The organism is Chryseobacterium hilariae (assembly GCF_051400735.1).
Classification (GTDB): domain Bacteria; phylum Bacteroidota; class Bacteroidia; order Flavobacteriales; family Weeksellaceae; genus Chryseobacterium.
Window position 1 is genome coordinate 881,793 of the sequence record NZ_JBLFFJ010000001.1, and the last position, 23,467, is coordinate 905,259.

Annotated in this window: 20 protein-coding genes and 1 tRNA gene; 5 read left to right on the forward strand and 16 right to left on the reverse strand. The window is 38.8% G+C overall.

Features of this window, described 5'->3' with window-relative positions; translation table 11 throughout:
- Positions 1–2: 2 nt before the first annotated feature.
- From ACMGDK_RS04150 to ACMGDK_RS04190, 9 genes are all read right to left on the reverse strand, one after another.
- The gene (locus tag ACMGDK_RS04150; RefSeq protein WP_436806763.1) at positions 3–1,391 is read right to left on the reverse strand and encodes an alginate export family protein; all 1,389 of its coding nucleotides are present in this window, start codon (positions 1,389–1,391) and stop codon (positions 3–5) included.
- Positions 1,392–1,411: 20 nt separating this feature from the next.
- Positions 1,412–2,044: a hydrolase gene (locus ACMGDK_RS04155; protein ID WP_436806764.1), complete on the reverse strand. Its 633-nt coding sequence runs from the start codon at positions 2,042–2,044 to the stop codon at positions 1,412–1,414.
- Positions 2,045–2,106: 62 nt separating this feature from the next.
- Positions 2,107–3,030 (reverse strand): alpha/beta fold hydrolase, encoded by a 924-nt coding sequence (locus ACMGDK_RS04160; protein WP_436806765.1) that lies wholly within the window; start codon positions 3,028–3,030, stop codon positions 2,107–2,109.
- A gap of 182 nt (positions 3,031–3,212) precedes the next feature.
- A complete protein-coding gene (locus ACMGDK_RS04165) occupies positions 3,213–3,701 on the reverse strand; it encodes a MaoC family dehydratase (protein ID WP_436806766.1) in 489 nt (162 codons plus the stop codon).
- Between the two features lie 50 nt (positions 3,702–3,751).
- Complete coding sequence (locus ACMGDK_RS04170) at positions 3,752–4,573, reverse strand: alpha/beta fold hydrolase (protein WP_436806767.1); 822 nt, start codon at positions 4,571–4,573, stop codon at positions 3,752–3,754.
- Positions 4,574–4,785: 212 nt separating this feature from the next.
- Positions 4,786–5,430 (reverse strand): SDR family oxidoreductase, encoded by a 645-nt coding sequence (locus tag ACMGDK_RS04175; RefSeq protein ID WP_436806768.1) that lies wholly within the window; start codon positions 5,428–5,430, stop codon positions 4,786–4,788.
- A 433-nt stretch (positions 5,431–5,863) separates the two neighbouring features.
- Entirely contained in the window at positions 5,864–6,484 is a 621-nt protein-coding gene (locus tag ACMGDK_RS04180; protein WP_436806769.1) for a Crp/Fnr family transcriptional regulator, read from the reverse strand.
- 184 nt (positions 6,485–6,668) lie between these two features.
- Positions 6,669–6,753: transfer RNA gene (locus tag ACMGDK_RS04185), tRNA-Ser, on the reverse strand.
- Positions 6,754–6,879: 126 nt separating this feature from the next.
- Positions 6,880–7,452 (reverse strand): DUF6624 domain-containing protein, encoded by a 573-nt coding sequence (locus tag ACMGDK_RS04190; RefSeq protein ID WP_436806770.1) that lies wholly within the window; start codon positions 7,450–7,452, stop codon positions 6,880–6,882.
- Positions 7,453–7,620: 168 nt separating this feature from the next.
- On the opposite strand from ACMGDK_RS04190, the gene ACMGDK_RS04195 reads away from it, so the two are divergent.
- The 5 genes from ACMGDK_RS04195 to ACMGDK_RS04215 all read left to right on the forward strand — a co-directional run bounded on the left by ACMGDK_RS04195 (position 7,621) and on the right by ACMGDK_RS04215 (position 13,530).
- Positions 7,621–8,451, forward strand: a complete 831-nt coding sequence (locus tag ACMGDK_RS04195) for a sigma-70 family RNA polymerase sigma factor (RefSeq protein ID WP_436806771.1) — start codon at positions 7,621–7,623, stop codon at positions 8,449–8,451.
- 78 nt (positions 8,452–8,529) lie between these two features.
- A complete protein-coding gene (locus ACMGDK_RS04200; protein ID WP_436806772.1) occupies positions 8,530–9,114 on the forward strand; it encodes an FMN-dependent NADH-azoreductase in 585 nt (194 codons plus the stop codon).
- A gap of 2 nt (positions 9,115–9,116) precedes the next feature.
- A complete protein-coding gene (locus ACMGDK_RS04205; protein ID WP_436806773.1) occupies positions 9,117–9,473 on the forward strand; it encodes a nuclear transport factor 2 family protein in 357 nt (118 codons plus the stop codon).
- Positions 9,474–9,683: 210 nt separating this feature from the next.
- Complete coding sequence (locus ACMGDK_RS04210) at positions 9,684–12,494, forward strand: TonB-dependent receptor (protein ID WP_436806774.1); 2,811 nt, start codon at positions 9,684–9,686, stop codon at positions 12,492–12,494.
- Between the two features lie 4 nt (positions 12,495–12,498).
- The gene (locus ACMGDK_RS04215) at positions 12,499–13,530 is read left to right on the forward strand and encodes a phytase (protein ID WP_436806775.1); all 1,032 of its coding nucleotides are present in this window, start codon (positions 12,499–12,501) and stop codon (positions 13,528–13,530) included.
- A gap of 347 nt (positions 13,531–13,877) precedes the next feature.
- Here ACMGDK_RS04215 and ACMGDK_RS04220 read toward each other — a convergent pair whose 3' ends face one another.
- The 7 genes from ACMGDK_RS04220 to ACMGDK_RS04250 form a co-directional block, all read right to left on the reverse strand.
- Entirely contained in the window at positions 13,878–14,150 is a 273-nt protein-coding gene (locus ACMGDK_RS04220) for a hypothetical protein (RefSeq protein ID WP_436806776.1), read from the reverse strand.
- A 34-nt stretch (positions 14,151–14,184) separates the two neighbouring features.
- Positions 14,185–15,534, reverse strand: a complete 1,350-nt coding sequence (locus ACMGDK_RS04225; protein ID WP_436806777.1) for a S41 family peptidase — start codon at positions 15,532–15,534, stop codon at positions 14,185–14,187.
- Between the two features lie 14 nt (positions 15,535–15,548).
- A complete protein-coding gene (locus ACMGDK_RS04230) occupies positions 15,549–16,289 on the reverse strand; it encodes a hypothetical protein (protein WP_436806778.1) in 741 nt (246 codons plus the stop codon).
- 210 nt (positions 16,290–16,499) lie between these two features.
- On the reverse strand, positions 16,500–17,426 hold the full coding sequence (locus ACMGDK_RS04235; protein WP_436806779.1) for a T9SS type A sorting domain-containing protein: 927 nt from the start codon (positions 17,424–17,426) through the stop codon (positions 16,500–16,502).
- Positions 17,427–17,497: 71 nt separating this feature from the next.
- Positions 17,498–18,811, reverse strand: a complete 1,314-nt coding sequence (locus ACMGDK_RS04240; protein WP_436806780.1) for a beta-helix domain-containing protein — start codon at positions 18,809–18,811, stop codon at positions 17,498–17,500.
- Positions 18,812–19,107: 296 nt separating this feature from the next.
- Positions 19,108–22,416 (reverse strand): TonB-dependent receptor, encoded by a 3,309-nt coding sequence (locus ACMGDK_RS04245; protein ID WP_436806781.1) that lies wholly within the window; start codon positions 22,414–22,416, stop codon positions 19,108–19,110.
- A 56-nt stretch (positions 22,417–22,472) separates the two neighbouring features.
- A complete protein-coding gene (locus ACMGDK_RS04250; protein ID WP_436806782.1) occupies positions 22,473–23,417 on the reverse strand; it encodes a FecR family protein in 945 nt (314 codons plus the stop codon).
- Between the last annotated feature and the right edge of the window lie 50 nt (positions 23,418–23,467).

Below are 23,467 nucleotides of genomic sequence, written 5' to 3' on the forward strand. Positions count from 1 at the left end.
GATTAAAATTTGAATCCTAACCGGATGTTGTAGAAGACGCCACTTTTAGCATTAGGAATAATATCTTCAATAAAAGCTCCTTTTCTGAAGTACTGAATTCCGCTCACCAAAGAGAAATAACGATTAAAACTGTAGGTAAAATTGGTTAAATAGGCTGTTCCGATATATCTTTTATCAGAACTGCTGCCTGAACGATTGAGTACTCCACTTGGCCTGTAGACCCCATCCTGAAGAGCATACCGCCAGTTGAAAACAACATCCATCTGCATTTTGAGTTTAGAATTTAAGTCCAGTGTTACATAAGGATGAATATCTATAAGATTCACCGGTCCGATCTGTGGGCTGAAGCCGAAATACCCGCCTTTTGGATAGAGAGGATTAAATGTCTGAAGCGTTCCATCATCTTTCGATTGATCTCCGGAAATGTAATCGTTCCTCAGGTTGATGCTGGGTCTGAATCTTACATTTTCAAACAGATAGCCAATATCCACGGAGCCTGTCCAGGCACTGATGCTCTGATCTCCAAAGCTTCCAAACTGATATGCGGCTTCAAGATTATAGATCAATCCGCCGCCATATTTCCAAAATCTCCCTCCGATCGTGTGGCGTTTTTCTTTTGCCGTCCCAGCTTCAAAAACGGATTCATCTCTTCGTATTCCGATATAATACAGATCAAGGTTTCCTGCGCGCGGAAAAATTATTTTAGAATAAGCGCCCCAAAGATTGAGCTGTTTTGAAATCTTATTATCAAAAATTCCTGCATTGATACTATCTGCCATCATGGCAAAAGCATCTACAAAAACATTCTTATGGGAATACATTATTTTAGCTCCGGTAAAGGAAAGTCTTGCATTGGGACCTTCTCTTACAGAGATTAATCTTCCCGAACCATAATCAAGTTCCTGACGGCCCAGCCTGAAAGTCAGTTTCTGAGCTGTTTTATTGATCAGGTTAACATCAATAAAAAGGTTTTGAATGCTTAACTGATCTTCATCAATACCTCTTGATCCGTTTTTTCTTCCGTTCTGTAAAGCACTTCTGATCTGTGAAAACACCCTGATATTTTCTCCCAAATGCATATCTGCGTGAAGATCATACCGCTGCAGAAAAAAGTTGTTGTGTCCTATATCCAGTCTTCCCCAATCTTCATTGTTGAAATCTACATATTCATAGCGTGCCTCGCCTCCAAAAGACAGATAGCTATCTTTCTTTTCATTAAGGGGAAGAAATTTCACCCTGTTATAAAAAGTATTTGAAGAATCTTTTAAATATTCATAATTCTCATCGTAACGCAGGAGCTTGAAACTCTGGGCAGATAAGTTTTCAGAAAATAAAAAGAGCAGAAAGATGACGGTTTTCAAAGACCATATGTAATGTGCAGATCTCAACATTGAAAATTTTTATATAAATATTAATGGTTCAGCATATGATGAGCATAATGAATTCCCAATCCATAAGAACCCCCATGTTTTTTCATTAAATCAGTCACAGGAATATAGGTTTCCTGACGTGCCCAATCTCTCTGAAGCTCTAAAATATACTGGATGGAGGTCATTGGTTTTACTCCTGCATGAATCATTCTCTGAATCGCTCTTTCGTGGGCTTCATCACTTATATCACCACAGGCATCAGTAATAACATACACATCATAGTTTTCTTCAAGAGCAGACAAGGCAGGCCCTACGATGCATACACCGGTCCATAATCCTGCGAAAACCAACTTCTGTTTCTGAGTGGCTACAATTGCTTTATAAGCTGCTTCATCTTCCCACGTATTCATTGTTGTTCTGTCAATGTATCCTGAAGTTGCCATAGGATATGCTTCTTCAATTTCAGGAAATACCGGACCTGAAAAGCTTTCTTCGGCTACCGTTGTTACAATTGTCGGTACATTAAATATTTTGGACGCCCCGCAGACTACAGCGACATTATTACGCAGTTCATTCATTGAGATGCTTTTCGTAGCGAATGCCATTTGACCTTCAAAATCGATCAATACAAGCGCATGATTATCCGGAGAAAGTAGTTTGGTTGATGGTTTCATAAAATTTATTTATTTGTTATTATGTATTTATTCGGGTTAAGCGGAATAAGTATTGACCGTACTTATTGTTTCAAAAACTTGATGAATTCCGCATTAAACTTATCTTTCTCTTCCAGGAATGAAGCGTGCCCGCTTTTGTCAAAAGGAACCAATTGAGATCCTGAAATAGCTTTATGCATTTGTTCCGCCAATGCAAAAGACACAATTTTGTCTTCTTTCGCGTGGAGAATTAAAGTGGGGATTTTAATTTTTGGAAGATCGCCGCGCAGATCTTCATCTCTTAAAGCAATTAGTGCCTGTTCCATTGCATATGGGGACGACTGCATTTCGATACTGCCCAGCCAGGCTCCAATTCCCGGAGAAACAGAAGTCGGGGAATACACAAACTTTTCACCGATGGCTGCTAATAATGCAGGTCTGTCTGTATTGTTTAATTCAACCCACTTGGAGATGTCTTCTTTGGTAAAAAACGGATAAGGATAATCAGCTTTTTTAGTATGGCAGGGTGCTGCCGCCGAAAACAAGGCCAATTTGCTTACATGAGCACTGTTATATTTTGCTACATAATGCAGGGCAATCGCACCTCCCATGGAATGTCCGCCCAGGGTAGCATCCTTAATGTCTAATTGATCAAGAACAGCTTTGATATCGGCTGCAAATTGATCGTAATTGTATTTTCCATAAGGTTTATCGGACTGTCCGAAACCCCTCAGGGTAATTCCGATTACCCGATACCCTTCTTTTACCAGAGCATGGTATTGATATTCCCACGAAGCGTCACTCAAAGGATAGCCGTGGATCAGAATAACCGGTTTTCCTTCACCCAGATCGGTAACATGCAGTTTTACATTGGGTTCAACTTCGATATATTCAGCTCTTGCTGTGGCTGTTTTTTCAGTGCTTTTTTCCGATTTATCTTTCGTGTTGCACGAAACGAATAATGTGGTTAATACAATAGCCGCACTGATCATTGGTTTAATTTTCATAATATAAAGTATTTAGGGATGTATTTAAAAAATCACATCTGACGAATAAGTATTGTAATGATTGATAGAGATTTCTTCAAATCCGCTGCTCCATGTTCAAGAGATGATAACCCCTGTGGAAAAATGAGGCAGAGGATTTGAAAAAAGAACATCAGCTATTAACTGTTGTAATAGGTTGTAATTTATCGCTTCAATAAGTATTTATGCTGACCTTCCAGCACAAGTTCTGATTTCTGGTTGTATACCATTACTTTTGTCGTCACAATCCCTTTATCTCCCTGCGGACTCAAATCCGTAATCGTGAGTGAAGAATATAAGGTATCTCCGGAATGGACCTCCTTCAGGAAATTACATGAGAGTTCCAAAAAGCTGATGAAAACCTTCCCGAAATAATGCGGCAGCAAGGTTGCCCCTGGCGCAGTAAAGGCCAAAACCTGTAAACCATGAACTACTGGTGCCTCATGCCCCTGTCTTTTGGCATATTCTGCATCATAATGTATGGGATGGTTGTCACATGATACGGTTTGAAAAGCTGAAGCATGAGCATCTGTCAATGTTCTGCTTGGAGCTCTGAATATCTCGCCTACTGCCAGTTCATCGAAACTGCGAGCCGGTACAATTGAAAAATCTTCAGGATTAAATGCCGGTTGTTTTGTATTTGAATTTTCCATAAAAACTTTCTGAATTAGAATAAATTACTATTTCACACCCAATAAAAAGCTTACTTTTTTATAAATGCCAGTATATCATTATTAATGGTTTCTGCTTCCGTAGTTGGCATTCCGTGGGGGAATCCCGGATAAGTAATCAATGTGCCGTTTTTCAGCAATTTGGCAGATTTTACACCCGCATTCTGATAAGGCACAATCTGGTCATCTTCTCCGTGTAATACTAAAACAGGAATATCAACAGACTTTAAATCTTCTGTAAAATCAGTTTCTGAGAATGCTTTTACACATTCATAATGGGCAAGGATACTTCCCATCATTCCCTGTCTCCACCAATTTCTCTGCACCCCTTCTTTTATCACAGCACCTTCTCTGTTGTATCCGTAAAAAGGAATCGTCAAATCGATATAAAACTGCTGTCTGTTGGTAAGAGTTTGGTTTCTGATGTCGTCGAAAACCTCCATAGGAACTCCATCAGGATTATTTTCACTTTTCACCATCACAGGCGGAACAGCACTGATTAAAACCGCTTTGGCAACTCTGTCTTTGCCATATTTGTTTACGTAACGAATCACCTCACCTCCACCGGTTGAGTGTCCTACGTGGATCGCGTCTTTTAAATCCAGATATTCTGTCAGTTCAGCAACATCCGCGGCATAAGTTTCCATCTCGTGTCCGGCAGTGGTCTGACCTGAACGTCCGTGTCCTCTTCTGTCGAAGGCGATTACCCGATATCCTTTTTGCAGGAAGAACATGATCTGGGCATCCCAGTCATCAGATGATAAAGGCCATCCATGGTGAAATACAACAGGCTGTCCTGTTCCAAAATCTTTGTAAAAAATTTCTGTTCCGTCTTTTAATTTTAGTGTACTCATTGTTGTAGATTATTTTTGATTGATAATTAAATTCATAAAAATTAACTACAAGAAGCACACTAGAAATACAAAACATTGTAATTCAAATATTTAAACACATACCAAATAAAATAAAACTACGATATATCGTAGTTTTATGAGGCTATTACTTAAATATCAGAAAAAATTGGAGTAATGAATTAGCAATTGTATCTGGCAAAATAGTTTTTATTTCAATTATTGTAAAAATCTGAGATAAATTTATCTACTAGCTTGTCAGGTTCCATCAATGATTTATCACTCCCCACTGTCATAGGCGTGTTAATCAATGTGGAAATGATTTCAAAAACTTTAACCTGTGTACCTTCTAACTGAAGCTTTAGAGAATTGTTAAAACTTTGAACCCCTGCTTTTGTAGCACAATAGACCGCAGCAGAGCTCTTTGGAACGATTAACTGATCCATACTGACGTTTACAATTGCACTGTTTTTGTTCTTTAGCAATGTAGGCAATAGTGATCCGGTCAGTTTTAATGGCACACTAAAGTTTAAAGAAATTTCATGATCGGCTTTACTAAGAAAGTTTGGTTCATCCAAAATATCATAATTGTACTGAACAGCAGCACTGTTGACCAATATATTTATTTCCGGATATTCCTGCTCAATAATGGAAACCAATTCATCTATCGAATTTTGCTCAGTTAGATCTCCGACAAGTACGATCATTTCAGGAAAATTCTTTTTTACGACCTCAAGTTCGCCTGAGTCTTTTCCTGTAATAATAACCTTGTTTTCCAACAATAGAAAACGTTTTGCCAGAGCCAGCCCGACACCAGAGGAACCACCTGTAATGAGTATGGTGTTATTTGTAGTTCTCATTTTATTTATTTTAAGCCTTTCGTTAAATCTTCAAAGAGATTTTTGTTCTACAGTAATGTCTTTACTTTCAAATTAATACACACTCAAAATATTGATATCCAGATATATTCTCATCAGAATATTACAATTCCAACGTTTTTTTGCTATCAAAATCATTAAGGATGAAAAAGAGAAGTAGCATTCATTGTCAACAGCATTACACTAACGGTTGTCAAAAATTGGCGAGAATCAGTCTGAGCTAAAATTCAATGTCCATTCCTGTCGACTCATTTCTAAACATCCACCTTGGATATTATTCTCCAATTGAGCATGGGATTAGTAAAAAAATACAGTCAATAGAAAGAAAACAGTCTCTTCATTTTTACAATGTTCAATATTTACTGTGCAAATATGGACAATCAATTGCTAAATTCCATTTACATAGGTAAAGAAATTACTTACTTAAAATTTTTCTTCTTATACGGCTGAGCTGTGTAGGAGTTACACCAAGATAGGAAGCAATATGATATTGTGGAATTTGCTGTTCTAATAACGGAAAGTCTTTCTGGAAAATATGATACCGCTTTTCTGCATCCAATAGGACTATTTCGATTTCCCGTTTTTCTTTCTGTATAAAAAGCTGTTCTGCTAAAATACGCGCCAATCGTTCAATGTCGGGAGACGTACCATAGAGATTTTGTATATTTTTAAAATTGGCCACTAACAGATTACAGTTAGTAAGAGCCTGTTGATTGATTGGACTTGATTTATTAGTAATCAGGGATGCATATCCACCAATAAAACAATTTGACAGAAAAAAATGTTTATTATATTCAACACCTTCATTATTTCTATAGAATGCCCTAAGGATTCCTATTTCCAGAAAACCAATTTCATTGGCAATCTCGCCTTCCTTAATAAAATAATCGCCCTTTTTCAGGATTCTAGGAGTGAACAACGCAGAAAAGTTTTTCCAGCTTTCAGCTGAAACAGTTGAAAGTCTATTTATAAAAGATTTAAAGTTATCCATTAGTCCGATCGTTGGGTGAGGCGTTTGTCTTTCGAATAAAAGCAAAAATTGGAATATTCAAAATTATCTTTCAAACCTATTTAAAAACTCCAATATGATCTTTATTGATTTTACTATGCAAATATACAAATGATTAATTAAGGCAATCGTAGTGGCACGTTAACAATAAAAAAAACGCTGTAAACATTGATGTTTACAGCGTTTTAGCTTATTTTAGTTTCTCAACCAGCGGAGAGAGAGGGATTCGAACCCCCGGACCTGTTACAGTCAATAGTTTTCAAGACTATCGCAATCGACCACTCTGCCATCTCTCCTGAATAACGGTTACACCCGTCGTTTTCAGTGGTGCAAATATATAAAGTTTTTTAAAACTGACAAAATATTTTTCAGCTCTTTGCAAAAAATATTAAATCCCATGGTATAATTTTTTAAATAAGAATCTATTTAAGGACCAATATCCATCCCATTTTTATTCTCCATTCCGTATAACCAACATGTTTTGCATCTATCTCAGCAATCTTTTCTATATCCGGAATCTTATTAATTTCTTCCTGAGAAAAAGGTTTCAAATTGACTTTCAGCCGTTCTTCATTCAGTTTATTTTTACTTTCTACCGGATATGGTACTCTTTCTTCAGTAAGTTGTGTCCCGTATTTTTGTGGTTTGCTCTGAAAAACCTGTATTCTGTCGTGCAGATAAGCAATGTTTAAAGGATTTATATCACGTCTGTTTTCAATCATCATTTTATAACATTCTTTCATAAATGCAGGCTCACCAATAGAATGCTGAACAACAAGCCATGCAGCCTCGCTGGCCCTATCCCCCACTTTTGAGATCGTAGGAAAGCCTATCTTCCTGATGATTTCCCGAAGCTTTTCCGCATTTTGTCTGTGAATCTGTTCCATTTCCGGATGATAGTCGTTGGAAAGCTTTCCCTCAGAAGCCAGTTTCTCTCTAACCGACAGATCTTTTTCAGCCAGCTCAATTAATTCTTTAGAAAATACTTCATTCATATCTTTAATTTTAATGAATCTATTTCAGATCTGTTTTCATTCAGGACTGCAAATTGCCAAAAAAGTTCCAAATATTTGACCGTAAGAGTTTATTTCATTAAAAAATCTAACATTTCTGAAAAGAACTGTCACGTTTTATTCATTAAGTTTGTCTTCAAAAGAAATATCATGCAGGAAAATTACAGCAAACTGCTTACCTATGCTTACAACATCACAGGTTCTTATGAAGATTCACAGGATCTTGTACAGGATGTGATAGAAAAATATATTTCTTTAGATAAATCGGGAATTAGAAACGAGGTTAACTATCTGATTAAAAGTACAGTTAACCACGCTATCAATTTTAAAAACAGGCACAGTAAAAAAATGATTTACGGTGAATGGCTTCCGGAGCCACTGTCGTTTGAAAATGCAGAGAATAAACTGATCAAGGAGCAAACGGCACGTTACACACTCCTTGTCCTTCTAGAAAAGCTGAATGCCAAAGAAAGAGCTGTATATATTTTAAAAGAAGCTTTCGACTATTCACACCAGGAAATCGCTGAAACCCTGGATATTTCCATTGATAATTCACGGCAGCTGCTGAGCCGCGCCGGAAAACAGCTGCAGAATATAAAATACGCTCCTGATACTGCAAATTCCATGGATACCGATATACTCCACAGATATCAGAAGGCATTGAGTGAAGGAAATATTTCCAGGATCGAAGAACTTCTGGTAGATGAAATCAAGCTTTCCGCAGACGGCGGAAAACGTATCCGTGTTATCAAAGCTGTAGAAACCGGCAAACCGGCAACGGCATCCCTTCTCGCTTATGTACAACAGCAGTTTCTTTCAGGAAAAAATTTTACTTTTAATGTTTTCAATCATCAGCCTGCTTTGTGCTTCTGGCAGGGAGGCCGTATTTATAACTGTCATATTCTGGATATCAATGAGTATGGACTGATCCGGGAAATTTATTCTATTGTAGATCCTGAAAAACTGAAAAGAATTAATTAGTTTAAGACTAAATTCTCAACTTTCTAACCATCTTTTGTCACGTTTTAAAAATCAGGTGTGTCTTTAAAGAAAAAAAGTATGAACACACTTCTCCGAATCGACAGCAGCCTTAGGCTTAAAGATTCCTATTCACGCCGTATGGGTGATTATTTTGTAAAACAGTGGATCCTGAAACATCCGGACGGATCGGTTATCGAAAGAGATACTGCCAAAAAAATGACCCCTCACCTCACCCAACAGACTTTTGATGCATTTTCGAATGAAAATCTTTATACCGAAGATCTTCTCCTATCCGACAGATTGATTGATGAGCTTTACAAAAGCAGTGAGATTCTGATTACCTGCCCCATGTACAATTATGGAATCCCTTCTTCATTGAAAGCTTATTTTGACCTTGTGATCAGGACTAATAAAACATTTACCTATGACAATGGTATCAAAGGACTGCTTTCAGGTAAGAAAGCACATCTCATTTCGGTCATGGGTGGCATTCACTCGTTACCCGGAGGCATGAATCCTCTTGAGACTCATTTAACCAGTATTTTAAATCACCTTGGCATCACTGATATCAGTTATTTCCCTTTGGAAAGCACAGCAGCTTCGGATCGGATTTCAGAGAAAGCAGGATTATTGGAAACCGCAATTTTTAATTATTTAAATTAATTATGAAAGAGATCAGACAAGCTATAGAAAAGTTTATCAAAGGTGGTGATACTAATGATACTACACTTTTAGAACAGGTTCTTCATCAAAACTACCAAAACATACAGGACGGATTTTTTAATCAGCCTGGAATTTTCGTTATTTCTAAGGAAGAATATATCCGGCTGGTCCGTGACAAAGTTTTTGGTGGAAAGCCCAGAACCGTTACTTATCATTCCCTGGAACGAAAAAACAATATTGCATACGCACAGGTTTTTCTGGAAAGTCCCGTGCTCCGGTTCTCATCGCATATTACCTGTGTTTTTGAACATGGAGAATGGCTGGTCATAAGCAACATTCCAACAATAGAGCAAAAATAAAATAAAGAGCTGTGTCAAAAGATCATTACAATGCTTTTGATACAGCTCTTAGATTTAAAAATATCTAATGATATTATTGTAGGCCATTTCTGACCTTACTGACCTTACTATGTATCAACTGTTCATAAATTCTTAAAACAATCGTAATCTACATTTCCGGTTATTTCCCAAACAGACGTTTAATTTTGTTCAGACCTAATACAGTTAAAAGTGAAGAAAATTTTTACCTCCGTTTTATTGTGTGCATCCATTTTTTTCTATGCACAAACCGGTACTGTTTCCGGAAATATCAATGATGATTCTCAATTATCTCTGCCGGGTGCCAAAATCTCCCTGGCTCCGGGAAATATCTATACAACTTCGGACGATCATGGTAACTTTGTTTTCCTAAATGTTCCTGCAGGAAACTATACCATGACAGTAGATTATCTGGGCTATGGAACCAGCGAATATAATGTAACGGTTGAGTCTGACAAAAATACAAAGCAGAATATCATTTTTGCGAGAAAAGAGACAACGATTGCAGAAGTGGTCGTGAGCGGATCCACCCTAAAAAACCAGGCGAGAGCATTAAACAAGCAGAAAAACAATGCCAATATCACCAATGTAATCTCATCCGACCAGATCGGACGTTTTCCTGATGCCAATATTGGTGATGCTTTGAAACGTGTTCCCGGAATTACGATACAGAATGACCAAGGGGAAGCCCGAAATCTTATCATCAGAGGTCTGGCGCCCAACCTTAATTCTGTTACGCTGAACGGTGACAGAATTCCATCTGCCGAAGGTGATAACCGGAATGTTCAGATGGACCTGATTCCTTCCGATATGATCTCTACTATTGAAGTGAATAAAACCCTGACTCCGGATATGGATGCTGATGCTATCGGTGGTTCTGTAAACCTTATCACGAGGGCTTCCCCTAACGGACAGAGAATTTCCGCAACTCTGGCAGGCGGTTACAATCCGATCCGTGAAAAGGGCAATTATACAGCAGGATTCGTGTATGGAAACCGTTTTTTGAATAAAAAACTAGGTGCCGTTTTCAGTTTTTCCTATAACAATAACAATTTTGGCTCAGATAATATCGAACCGACATGGAGCATTGCAGATGATGCTGCACAGACTGTTTACATCAGCAAAATGGGAGTCCGTTATTATAATGAGCACCGCATAAGACATAGCTTTGATCTGAATATGGATTATGAATTCAACTCCAAAAACAAGATCTATGCTTCTGCTATGTATAATTTCAGAACTGACAAAGAGAACAGGTTTGCTTTAGGCTATAAAGTAAAGCCGGTCTATAATGATGATGAAACGGAAATTACAAGCTGGAAAGGCAGCATTACAAGGCAGAATAAAGGTGGAGATGCAGATAATGACAATACACGTCTGGAAAGACAGAAGGTACAAAACTATGCCTTGAGAGGAGAACATCTTCTGGGCTCGAAGATTGATCTTGACTGGTCCATGAACTATGCAACGGCCAGTGAAAAGAAACCTCATGAACGTTATATAGAGTTTGAGAACGGAAAAATGAATTTCTCTTCAGATCTCAGCAATCCGGAAAGACCGATGATCACTCCCCTTTCTGCTGACAATTTAGGCGTTTACGAATTAAGTGACCTTTCAGATTCCAACAGTTTTACACAGGAAAAAGAATTTGGAGCAAAGGTCAATATTCGTTTTCCGTTTTCAGTGATCGAAAACCAGAAAGGCAGGCTTCGTGCAGGTTTACGCCTCCGTTTAAAGGAAAAAGAACGGAACAATGATTATTATGCTTTTGAGCCTTTGAATGATATGGGAAGCCTGCTATCTGTTCCTACAGTTCATTTTGATGGTCAAAACTTCCAGCCGGGAAATTATGTTCCTGGAACTTTCGTAAATCCTTCATACATCGGTGGCCTGGATCTTTTTAATTCTAATTTATTTACAGGTGAGCTGAAACCGGAAGAATTCCTTTCCAGCAATTATACTGCAAAAGAAAATATCTATGCCGGATATATCCGATGGGACCAGGATTTCAGCGATACATTCTCAATGATTGCAGGAGCCCGTATTGAAACCACAAAAATTGATTATACCGGAAATTATGTACTGGATGAGGAAGATCTGGCAGGAAAGATCAACCGTACGAATACCTATACCAATGTACTTCCGAATTTATCTTTCAAATATGTTCCTGTTCAGGATCTTATATTGCGTGCGGCATTTACAACAGCTTTGGCCCGTCCGAATTATTATTCACTGGTTCCCTATCTTAACGTTATTTCAGGGGATGAGACCATTGCGGCAGGGAATCCGGATTTAAAGGCGACGTATGCTTATAATTTCGATTTTATGGCGGAGAAATACTTTAAATCTGTGGGTATTCTTTCGGGAGGTGTTTTTTATAAGAACCTTAAGGATTTTATTTATACCTATTCGAGAAGAAATTATACATCGGGTGATTTTTCGAATGATTTTGCAGGACAATCCAATCCTATTCCTGCAGGAGAAAATAACTGGAGATTTACACAGCAGCGTAATGGGGACAATGTAGATATTTACGGTTTTGAAGTGGCTCTTCAACGTCAGCTCGACTTTATTCCGGGAGCATTCTGGAAAGGTCTTGGAGTATATGTCAATTATACGTACACCAAATCAAAAGCGAAAGGAATCACAAATGAAGATGGTGTGGAAAGAACAGATGTAGGGCTTCCGGGAGCTGCCCCGCATATGTTCAACGGATCTCTTTCGTGGGAAAATAAACGTTTCTCGGCAAGGGTTTCTATGAATTACGCATCTGATTATATTGATGAGCTGGGTGGAAAATCATTTGAAGACCGTTATTATGACAAACAGGTGTTCCTTGATGCAAATGCGTCGTATAAAATAACAAGCCAGCTCAGAGTTTTTGCCGAAGCCAATAATCTGACGAACCAACCGTTACGATATTACCAGGGAATCCAAAGCAGAACTGCACAGGTGGAATATTACAAGCCGAGATTCACTTTAGGATTGAAATTTGATTTTTAAACGTATGAAAAAGTTACCATTTATTATAGTGATATCAGTTTTACCTTTCGTGGTAAGCTGCAGCACGCAAAATTTAGGAAAAAATATAAAACCCTCTGTTATTACAGAAACCGTGATGCATGACACGGATGATCCTGCCATCTGGATCAATCCTGCGGATGCTTCCAAAAGTATTATTATCGGCACAGATAAGGATACTGACGGCGGACTGTACGCTTTTGACCTGAATGGAAAAATCGTCAATAAAGTTTTAGGATTAAAACGGCCAAATAATGTAGATATTGAGTACGGCTTTATGCTGAGCGGAAGAAAAACAGATATTGCTGCTGTTACGGAAAGGGAAACCAATACGATAAAGCTTTACAGCCTTCCTGATCTGAAAGAAGTAGGTAAATTTACGGTATTTGAAGGTGAAACGGAACGCGATCCGATGGGAATTTCTATGTACCGGAACCCTGTATCAGGAGAAATACATGTTGTTGTGGGAAGAAAATCCGGCCCGGCTGACGGTTATCTTTGGCAGTATAAGCTTTCTGAAAAAGAAGGAAAAATAACAGGTGAAGTCATCCGCAAGTTTGGAAAATATAGTGGTCTGAAAGAGATTGAAAGTATTGTCGTAGATGACGAAATGGGCTACATTTATTATTCTGATGAGCAGTTCGGGGTGCATCAGTATTATGCAGATCCGGCTAAAGGAAACGAAGGGCTTCTGGTTTTTGGAAAAGGTGATTTTAAATCTGATGTGGAAGGAATTTCTATCTACCCTACTTCAGAAAAAACAGGATATATTCTGGTTTCCAACCAGCAGAAAAATACTTTTAACGTGTATCTGAGAGAAGATCCCGCCAAGGGAAGAATTGCTGAAATTCCTGTTTCCACCAGTGAAAGTGACGGTTCGGAAGTAACGAATGTGAATTTGGGACCGAGTTTTCCAAAAGGAGTATTTGTCGCCATGAGCAATGGCAGGGTTTTTCATTTTTATGATTGGAGAGTGATTGAGGAGAGGATTAAAAAGGCTCAAGATACTGGAAAGTGATACAGTTTCTATAATATATTTCTTCGATATTAAATGACCTGAGCTCGGGATAAGGATTAAACTAACGCAAAGGCAAACAAAGTAGATTCTCTGGCATGTTAATAAGAAAAACAAGAGTATTTCATTCAGCAAAGTAAGACCAATACATTTTCCTGTATTACTTACCAATAAGTGAAACGGCTTTTATTTATCTTAAAAAAAACCAATGAATGCTTTTTAAAGCTTTGTTTATCTTTGCGTTAGTTTAATCCTTATCCCGAATTCAGGTTAAATAATAAACCATTGTTCTGGCAATGGTTTTATTATTTACTGTAGACAGGCAAACTTTAATGAGTATTCTGTTAAAATCATCTCTGTTTTACCTTTCTTTTCAATTCCCGGACCCTCACAGTCAGCTGTTTTCGCAGATCATTGTGATACTGCCTGTAATTTTTTATGCTCCTTTCCAGTTGTTTCTTTTGAGCCAGATAATCTTCATATAATTCACTTAATTCCGAGACCTTCGAAATCATATCGGAAGGCTGGATATCTGGATCCCCGGCTGCTTTTTTCAACAGACCACGGTAATATTCCATACGATCTGTAATGCTGCTGTGAAATTTTGGTTCTATTCCCTGCATGGCTGTTGGTTTATATATTAAAATTTGAAAATGGTCACTTTCCGATGGCTGCAGAAGGCGTATCACTCTGAAATAAAATCTTAACACTTTGGTCCAAAGCATTCTTGCCTGCTGATTTTGAATAAATATTATTCAGCGCGGATAAAATCAAGGTTTCTTCAGGATCTCCGAGAGGAAGCAGTGGCAGCGAAGAATATTCACCGGCTGCAATCTGCGGAGGAATTCCATTGCTGTAAGCTCCTTCTCCACTCGCATTGAAAACCTTATAAATAACCGGATGAAGCTGCCACGAGATCTTTTTGGGCTTTCTTTTATCCTCCACAATGAATCCGGCCATATCTTTGCCCAATGTCACACCGCCCACCTGAATGACCTGCATATAAGGTTTAAGATTATTAATCACAATCTCTGAAGCAGATGCCGTACTGGTTGAGGTAAGAATATAAACTTTACTTAATCCCAAAGCATTCGCACGCAGGGTATTGAAATCAAGAGCATTAGAATCATAACTGATCTGCTGGGCAAATGTTCGTTTGACTTCACCTCCGTTTTTGTTTCCTTTGTAGATAATAAATGGTGAGGAAGAGGAAATTCCGGAAGGAATCAATGAGCACAGTGCCGCTGCTGAAGCGACAGATCCTCCGTAATTATACCGGATATCGATGATAAGCTCCTGTATTCCGGCTGCTTTGAATGCTGCAAATTTCTGACTCAGAGCAGGAGTCATTCCGTCCGGAAAATCATAAATGTAAAGATATCCTGTCTTTTTTCCATTTTTTTCAAATATTTTAGATTCCAGAGGCTGCTCAAAGGAATACCCGTAATAGACTGTGATGTTTTTTTCATTCACAACAGTGTCATTTTCCCACTTTCCAACCGTTAATTCTATGACCGTCTGGTCTTTAATTGATGATGTCAATTCTTCTGCATTAGCCGCGCTAATCGTTGTACCGTTGATCTTCGTGATCATCATTCCTCTTTCCAGGCCGGAATTGAATGCCGGGGAGTTTTTCATGACAAGTTTTACAGTAGTTACAACACTTCCATTAACCAGCTGTATGACGGCATAATCAAAGCCATACATATTCCGGACAGAACGAGGATAGGAAGAGGGATCCTTGCTGTCTACAGCAAATGAGAACCTATCCTGTGATGATAAAAGGCTCTTAAAAAAATCTTTCACCGGTAGCTGGTAATCCGGTTTGGCAGGCATCTGGTCTGCCCAGTAATAGTATCTTTTCATGCTGTCCTGCACCCATTGGTTTAGAAATTCCCTGCTTCCCTCCGGGAAACGTGGAACGCCCTCATCATCATTACGATTACATGATAAGAACAAGATAGAAATTATCGCGAGCAGCAGTAGAAAATTAAAATGTTTCTTCATAAAATTGCCTATCATTACAGATAATCTGCCACATCAATCTCACCTTTAACAGTGAGAGCACCATTTTCCATTTTTTCCTGAAGAATGATAAGATTGGCTCCCATATCCTGTTTTATTTTTACTTTAATAATTTCAGATCCGGTATATGGCACAGAGCTATCCGGTTTATACAGTTCAAGATAGACAGGGGCTGTATTACTGAAAAAATTATAGATCTTCACTTCAGTAAAATTCTTCTTTCCGATATCGGCAAATTCTGCAAGCACTGCTCCGTTTTCTCTTTTCAGAATCCCTTTCACATTGGAAAGTGAACTCCCAGAGTATTCACCCAGATTGGGGAAAATAAATTCAAAGCCTACTTTTCCCAGGTTGATCTGCGGTTTAACAGCGGATGCCTGAAGAAAAATCCCCGGAAGGTTAAAAAAATTCAGGGTTTTATAATCACTGACATTGTCGTAAGTGATATTGTAATGGGCAATTTCGGCACCCGTTTCATTATTGTAGATTCCAAGACTGTTTGCTTCTCCTTCATCCAGAACGAAATCAAGTCTGGTCTCTATTTTATTGGTATAAGAAGTGTTTCCGTCAATAGATACGGGTGTCCCGTTCAGTCTCAGCTGGATAACATCCGGCTTGGAATATCCTTTAATATTCACCTCAGCGGGCTTCTGTGATTTATCAAACGGCTGCATGACGCTGCTGTCTGAACAGGAAATAAGTAATGTAAAAAATACGAGTGCAATGAACTTATTCATTTATATTATTTTAAATTAAAAAATCTAACTCAGAAAATATTGTCCCGCCCGGTGAAAGTACGGGACAACATAATAATTATAAAAAAAACTAAGTTGGATATGTTTATGATCAAACGGTTTTGCGGGGAAGCTTTAAACCTGTTTGATCTATTAAGTTTTCATGGTTAATTCCTGCAGAATACTCTGAAGGCCGGTGTATAAACGTTATGGTTATTTTTTGATAAACTTCAGTTTTTCCGTTGTTTTTCCGTCAGACACTTCAGCAATGTACATTCCGGACTGCAATGATGCTACATTGATCGATCTGCTGTATTGAGCTGAAAGTACTTTCTGACCGGCCACATTATAAATAGAAACCGCCGTCATATTTTCTTTAAAACTTGGATTTAATTGTAGCTGAAGGAATTCCTTTACAGGATTTTCCTCGATTTTCGTTAAATTTTCTTTCTTCTTTATATCTTTTGTGCCTAAAAATGTGGAAGCATAAATCGCCATTTCATCGATGTTGATATTCTGGAGATTATTACCGCTTGGCTTTCTGTTAGACCATATTCCGATATAGATCTTTTTACCCGCAAAGGCTGAAATATCAACAATACTTTCGTTGAACTGAGTCAGATCATTAGGAAAAGGGTTAGCTACAGTTCCTGCAATAACGCTGTAAGGACTTGGAATATCATTTCCTCCTGCATCTACTGTCATAGCTTGGAAGTCGGCCAATTCCGGAACCGGTTTCTGAGGGGTGCTTACATAAATAAAAAGATCACGCCCTACATTGAAATGGGTGGTTCTCTGTCTTCCGATATAAGCAGCGAGACTGATTGTTCCTGATGCGCCCTGCAAATCAATCGGCGGCGAAATAATCCAGTCGTTTTCAGTAGCAAAACCAGTAACATTTCCGGTTGGAACCAGGCTTACTGAATACCGGAGAACTCCTGCAGTTCCATAAGTAAGGGCATTGGTCCCGTTAAAATAGATGTTCTGTCCCTGAACCCATCCATTTCCATTATTGTTCAGATCATGGGTAGTCCATCCCTGAAGGTCAGCAGGGGTATCAAAAGAATTGCTCCATACCAGAGACTGCGCAGAAGCGGCCTGTGAAAGCAATACAACAGAAAATAAAAATAATTTTTTCATAATACAGATTATTAGAGATTAAAAAAATAAAAGCAGGGAAAGATATGGGAAGCTTCCCCTGCATTTTAAAATTATTCTACAATAGAGAAGTTATATTTCGTCCAAGTTCCCTGGAAGTCTCCACAGTTTCTAGGTGCCACGTTCCATGGTCCTACGTTGAAGAATGGCTGAGTCATTCCCCAAGCTGAAGCTGTACTTCCTACCAGTAGGTTGGCAGCAGGGATTCCTGCAGTTCCTGTACCTGTAACAGAAGTTGTAAATCCGTGTACTTTGATTGTGCTTAAAGAAGAAGCTGAAGACAGTTCAGAACCTGTTCCTTCTACTTTGATTCCTGTAGGATATCCTGTTACTACAGTGTTATTTAATGTTAATTTTCCTGCTCTTCTGATGTGGATACCATTTTCATATAGTGGTCCGGAAGGCGTAGATGAAGAATATAACACATTAGTACGAGATCCTACGATAGTAAGGTTGTTGATCACAGGATTTGTAATAAGCGGTGTAGCTGTACCTGTTGAGTTGTTATCCAGCTCAATACCGTTGGTATCGGAAACGCCACCACTAATACTGTGTGTAGAATTGTTATCTGCTAAAGCAAGTGCACAAGTAATTGTTCCTGTATATCCGTTGTCGAAATCAAAGTTATCATCATCCGGAGCGAAAGAAACAAGATTAGATGCATTCACAGTACCTCCGAAGAACTCGAAAGAGTCATCTTTCCCGTAAGATACCTGGATGTGGTCTAAAGTAGTCCCGTTTCCTACAGCTCCTAAAGTAAGACCGTTGATCTCATTTCCTGAGTTTGGAGCTAAAAGATCGAATCCAGCGAATTCAATACGAACATACTTCAAGATTCCTGCGTTGTGAGCAGCATTGGTACCTCCGTAATAAAAATCAGAACCGGTTAATCCTTCGATAGTTTTAGTATCAGGTGTATTTGCAGGTGCATCTCCTAAAACAATCACACCACCAAAGTCACCAGGAGCAGCCGTTGTATTTTCGTCTCCATCTAACAGTTTATAACTTGTAAAAATAATCGGCTGTGTTGCTGTACCGGTAGCATCTATTTTACCAGTTTTAGAAATCACAAGAACTCCTGTAGGTGTATTCGTAGTGTTTGGTTTTGCTTTAATGAAAGTTCCTGGCTGGATTGTCAATTTAGCACCATTTTTTACTGTAACGATACCGTTAAGTTCTACCACACCGCTCCATGTAGTGTTTGTAGTGATGTCACCACTTACGGTTGTTACCGGAAGTGAAGAAGCTGTAATATATTCCGCAGAAGCAGACTGCATTTCGAATGGTGTAGAAGAATCCGCTAAATGATCATTTTGACAAGCAGTAAGGGATAATGCTGCAGCAGCAATTAAAGTTAGTTTTTTCATTGTTATAATTTTTAGTAGATCCAGTAATGTTATTTTTATAACCGGAAATTTTAATATTAGGAATATCCGCCTCTATATTCCTGCGATTTGGTTTTATTTTCACCCTGCATTTCAGGAGGAGCTGTCCTGCCGGGGTTTCCTGTTTATCCGCTGCTGTCCGGAAAAAACAACGGCGTCCGGTTTTTATCTGATCCGGTACTGCTGTGCGCATCATCAGTATTGATCCGGCTCGTGCCCAGGATTCCGAAACCTGTACATTGCATCAGTGAGCTCTTTTATTGTTTTTTATAATATCTTTAAAATGTATAATTCACGCTTAAGCCGAATATCCTTCCGCTATAAGCCCGGAATGTAATCTTGTCGATATCTTTGTCGTATTTGTCAGTGGCTCCCGGCAGAAGCTTCCACGCCTCCCTGTCTGTAGATATGTTGCTTCCCCCGGATCCATTCGGCACTGAGTAGGAATTGAAATTGTTATAAAACTCTTTCACCCTGTTGAAAAGGTTTCTGACATTAAACTTCACTTCCAGATTCCTGTTTCTCAAGAATTTATAAGAAAGCTGGGCGTCTGCTACGGCATAAGGACGCTGTATTTCTTCTCCGTTATAATCATATCCTACCGTGATATACTGATCGCCTTTGGCATTGTATAAAAAGCTGGCACCAAAACGGCCTCCATCATAGGTCATTCCTAAATTGTAAGCATAGGGAGTCTGTCCGTACAGTGGTCTTTCCACTTCATAGGTTTCCCCATTATCTCCTGTTTTATACTGATCTTTAAAAGCAATTATCTTTGTCGTGTTATAGGTGAAATTTCCGCTTACAAAAAGCTTTTCCAGAAAAGATTCTTCAGCTATAAACCCCAGGTTTTTCCGGACTTCCACTTCTACTCCTTTCAGCTTTGCATTTTTAGAGTTTCCGTTGTAAAGGAAGAGGTTTCCTTCGTTCGAAAGACGTCCTTCACGCTCAATAGGCCTGTCGATGTCCTTGTAATAAAGTCCGGCAGAGAATATTTCTCCAAGACCCGGAAACCATTCAAATTTGAAATCATAGTTATTGACGACTGATGATGTCATTTCCGTATTATAAATCAAGCCGTTGGCTACCGGGTCAAAATATGGAAGCCCTGTTCTTTCATTGAATTGAGGACGAATTACCGTTTTATTGTAGGCAAGCCTTACATTGATTTTATTGGTGGGGCTATATGTAAAATTTACAGAAGGCATCCACTGCCACGGTTTATCATCTATCGGCTCTTTTGTAACCGTTTGATTATCCGAAAGATCTAATTGCTGAGAAATAAGATCGTATTTAAAATATTCCGCACGGACTCCCCAAACCAATCTGAATGTATTCTTCCAGCGGTTGTCAAACATAACATAAAAGGCATTCTGAGTTACTTTCCCCTCATATTTGTTATCCTTGTACAACGGCCTGGTTTGCCAGCCTATTCCTCCCGGAACATATTTGGAGCCATCAAACCATTGGGACAGAGAACCATACATTGTTAAAAGGCCTTTTACATTATTCGGAACATCTCTGTTTTCATCCACTCTTAAAAAAAACTTCTCCTGCTGGTTGGTATTATTTTTTATAACACCAGCATAACCTGCTTTAATGTCATTTTTAAAATTTCCTTTATCTAAATTCCATTTAAGGGAAGCTCCGTAATTATAATCTGTTTCTTTATTGGCGATATATCCCCTGTAAAAGTTTGATGCTGAATTGTATATATTATGATAGGTAAGAATTTCACCTCCAATGAAATCATATTGGCTCAGGTACTGCGTATAATCTTTGGTATCAGATTTCACTCCTGTTCTTGCAGCAAACCAGTTAATTTCTGCATTTCCAACTTTGTGGTTTCCCTCAAGCTTGTTCTGCAAAAGCGTCTGGTAGATAGGATAATTGGTATTGTCGGTATAGGGTTTGTCTAGATCCTTGATCTGTGAAGGATTATTATTAGGGATAATTCCGTTGTAGAAATAATTATAGGATGCTTCAGCATTGGCAGCCATTCCGCTTCCTCCTGTATATTCGTTCCAGCCGGTTATTCTTGTCAGGGTATTATCATAAATATGAGTGTAGGAATTACGGAAGGAAATTCTGTTTTTCCCAAGTTGCAGTCCGAAATTCAGCATTCCTGCTAATGTCGAGTTATAATTGTATGAAGCTCCTTTATTTTTGAAATTGTAAAATACAATCGGGCTTGTTCCATTTGCCTGCCAGTTAGGATCATATGGCGCTGTGGTGTCCAGCCAGTTTCCTCTCCCCGTATGATCGATGTCTAACGTATTCTGCTCATTTCTTACCGTAAATGCTCCTGCAAAACCCCATTTGTTATTATTTTTTAGGGCAAATGATCTTCCCAATGCTACCTGTATATTGGATCCCATGTCCCCTGTTGTACTGAAGGTGGAAAAATTATCATTTTTGAATCTTTTAGACTGTTCAAAAAACAAAGGATTGTTCCAGTCTGTAGCTTCAAGACCTTTGGGAAAATCTCTTGTGCCGTCATCATACCCGAAATAATCGTATTTTCCACGTTTACGGGTCAGGAATTCCTTAAACGCCGACTGGTCATTATAAGAAGTTCCCGTGCTTACTGTCGTAAAATTTTCATTGGGAATATCTTTGGTTCTTACTTCAACATAACCTCCTGCAAAGCTGGCATTCATGTCCGGTGTTGCCGTTTTGCTTACTACAATGCTTTCCACCATGGCAGTGGGAATAATATCAAATGAGAAGTTCTGATTATAGGCTTCTGTACTCGGAAGGTTAATTCCGTCCATAGCTGCTGTATTCCAGCGTTCCCCCATAGACCGAACCACTACATATTTGTTGTCTATGGTCGTTATTCCTGTTACTCTTTTTAGGGTTCCACCTACGTCATTATCCGGTGTTTTGGCGATCTGCTCAGCAGAGATCCCGTCGCTCATCTGGGCAGCTTTTTTCTGTTGGGCGAGAAGTCCGGCCTGCGTATCTGCTTTTCGGGTCCCGGTAATCACCACTTCCCGGATGTCCGTTATTTTGTCGGGAGCCTGCTTCATCGCAAATGAGACTGTATTGGTTTCATTAGTATGGACTGAAAGTTTTTCTACGCGCAGCGGGTTGTATTTTGAAGCTTTTACGGTTAAAGTATATATTCCGGAAGGCAGATCTACCACAAAATCTCCATTATTATCTGTAAGTACAGTCTTTTTAGCAACCGTCACTTCAGCGCCGGCCACAGGATTTCCTACTTCATCTACAATCTTTCCGGTGATCCTTCCGTCTCCCGTTACCGAAATGCCAGTTCCTTCATATTTTATTGAAATAAGATCTCCACGAAGGCGGAATGCCACCGGAAGCCCGTCTGTAATATCTTTAAGACAGTTATTGACAGAAGTATTCTCACATTTTACGCCTTTTACCTTCAGCTCTTTAATATCCATTTTAGAATAGGCCAGCCTCATTCCTGTTTTTCCTGCAAAATCTTCCAGAACCTCAATAAGAGGTCTGCTTGCAGGCACTGAAAATGATACTTTCTGAACCAGTTCCTGAGCTTCAGCTGCTACTGTAAAGAATACTGCCGCAACGGTAAGACCACATTTCAATCTTTTCATATGTTCAATTTCTCTTTTAAAAGTTTTATTTTCTTTTAGTGTTAATTCTATGTAGGTTATTTCTTCAGGGTGTATATATGATCTTCTTTATGTACTTCAAGTCCCAGTATAAAGGCCAGCGCTTCCATATTTTCATCAGCTGATCCTCCTGTGAAATCTGCTGTTATCCTCTTTTCAGCCGTTTCTTTGGGATACACGATTTTGATTCTGTAATTATTCTGCATCACATCTGCCACTTCTTTAAAGGAAACATCGTTGAAGCTTAATGACACCAGTTCTGTTTTCTGTTTTCCTAATTTTTTTTCTGTTATAAGTGAAATCACGGCAGCGGTATGGGTTATCCCGAAATTCGTCCACTTCTGGTTAGGCTTCAGGTAAGAAACCGGAACTCCGGCATAAGAAACAGCAACTTTTCCTTCATAAAGCTGTACAGATTTATCATTCCCGGACTGTGAAATTTTAAAAACAGTTCCCAGGACTTTGGTACTGAAACCGTCTGCATGTACAATAAATGGATGGTTTTTTGATTTAGCGACAGAAAAAACGGCATCTCCTTTCAGATTCACAATTCTTGTGGAAGCAGGAAATGACTTATCGACTGTAAGCTCTGCACCTTTTAGCAACGTTACAACCGAACCGTCTGCCAGGTAAACTTTACGGTTTTCCGATCCCGAAGTATAGATATCCGGTTTAAAAAAAGCAGTATAAAGGATTCCTCCCAGCGACAACAGAAGTACAATTGATGCCGCAGCTGTGTATATATATTTTTTTAGTGAATGAACAGGAGCTTCTTTGGCAGGCTTAATAAAATACAGTTCCAGTGCAGATAAACCCCTTTCTTTGGATTCCTTCATATGGATTCTGTCCAGGTCTTTTTCTGCCCGGGTTTTCCACTGGTTTAAAATTTCATTTTCTTTTTCTGAGATTTCCCCCTCGGAAACTTCCCTTTGCCAGAGCTTAAAAACAAAAGCTGCAGTATTCTTATTTTTTTGGCTTTTCATAAAATATTTCATGTATTCACAGATACTTCTATCTATAAGACTGTGAAAAT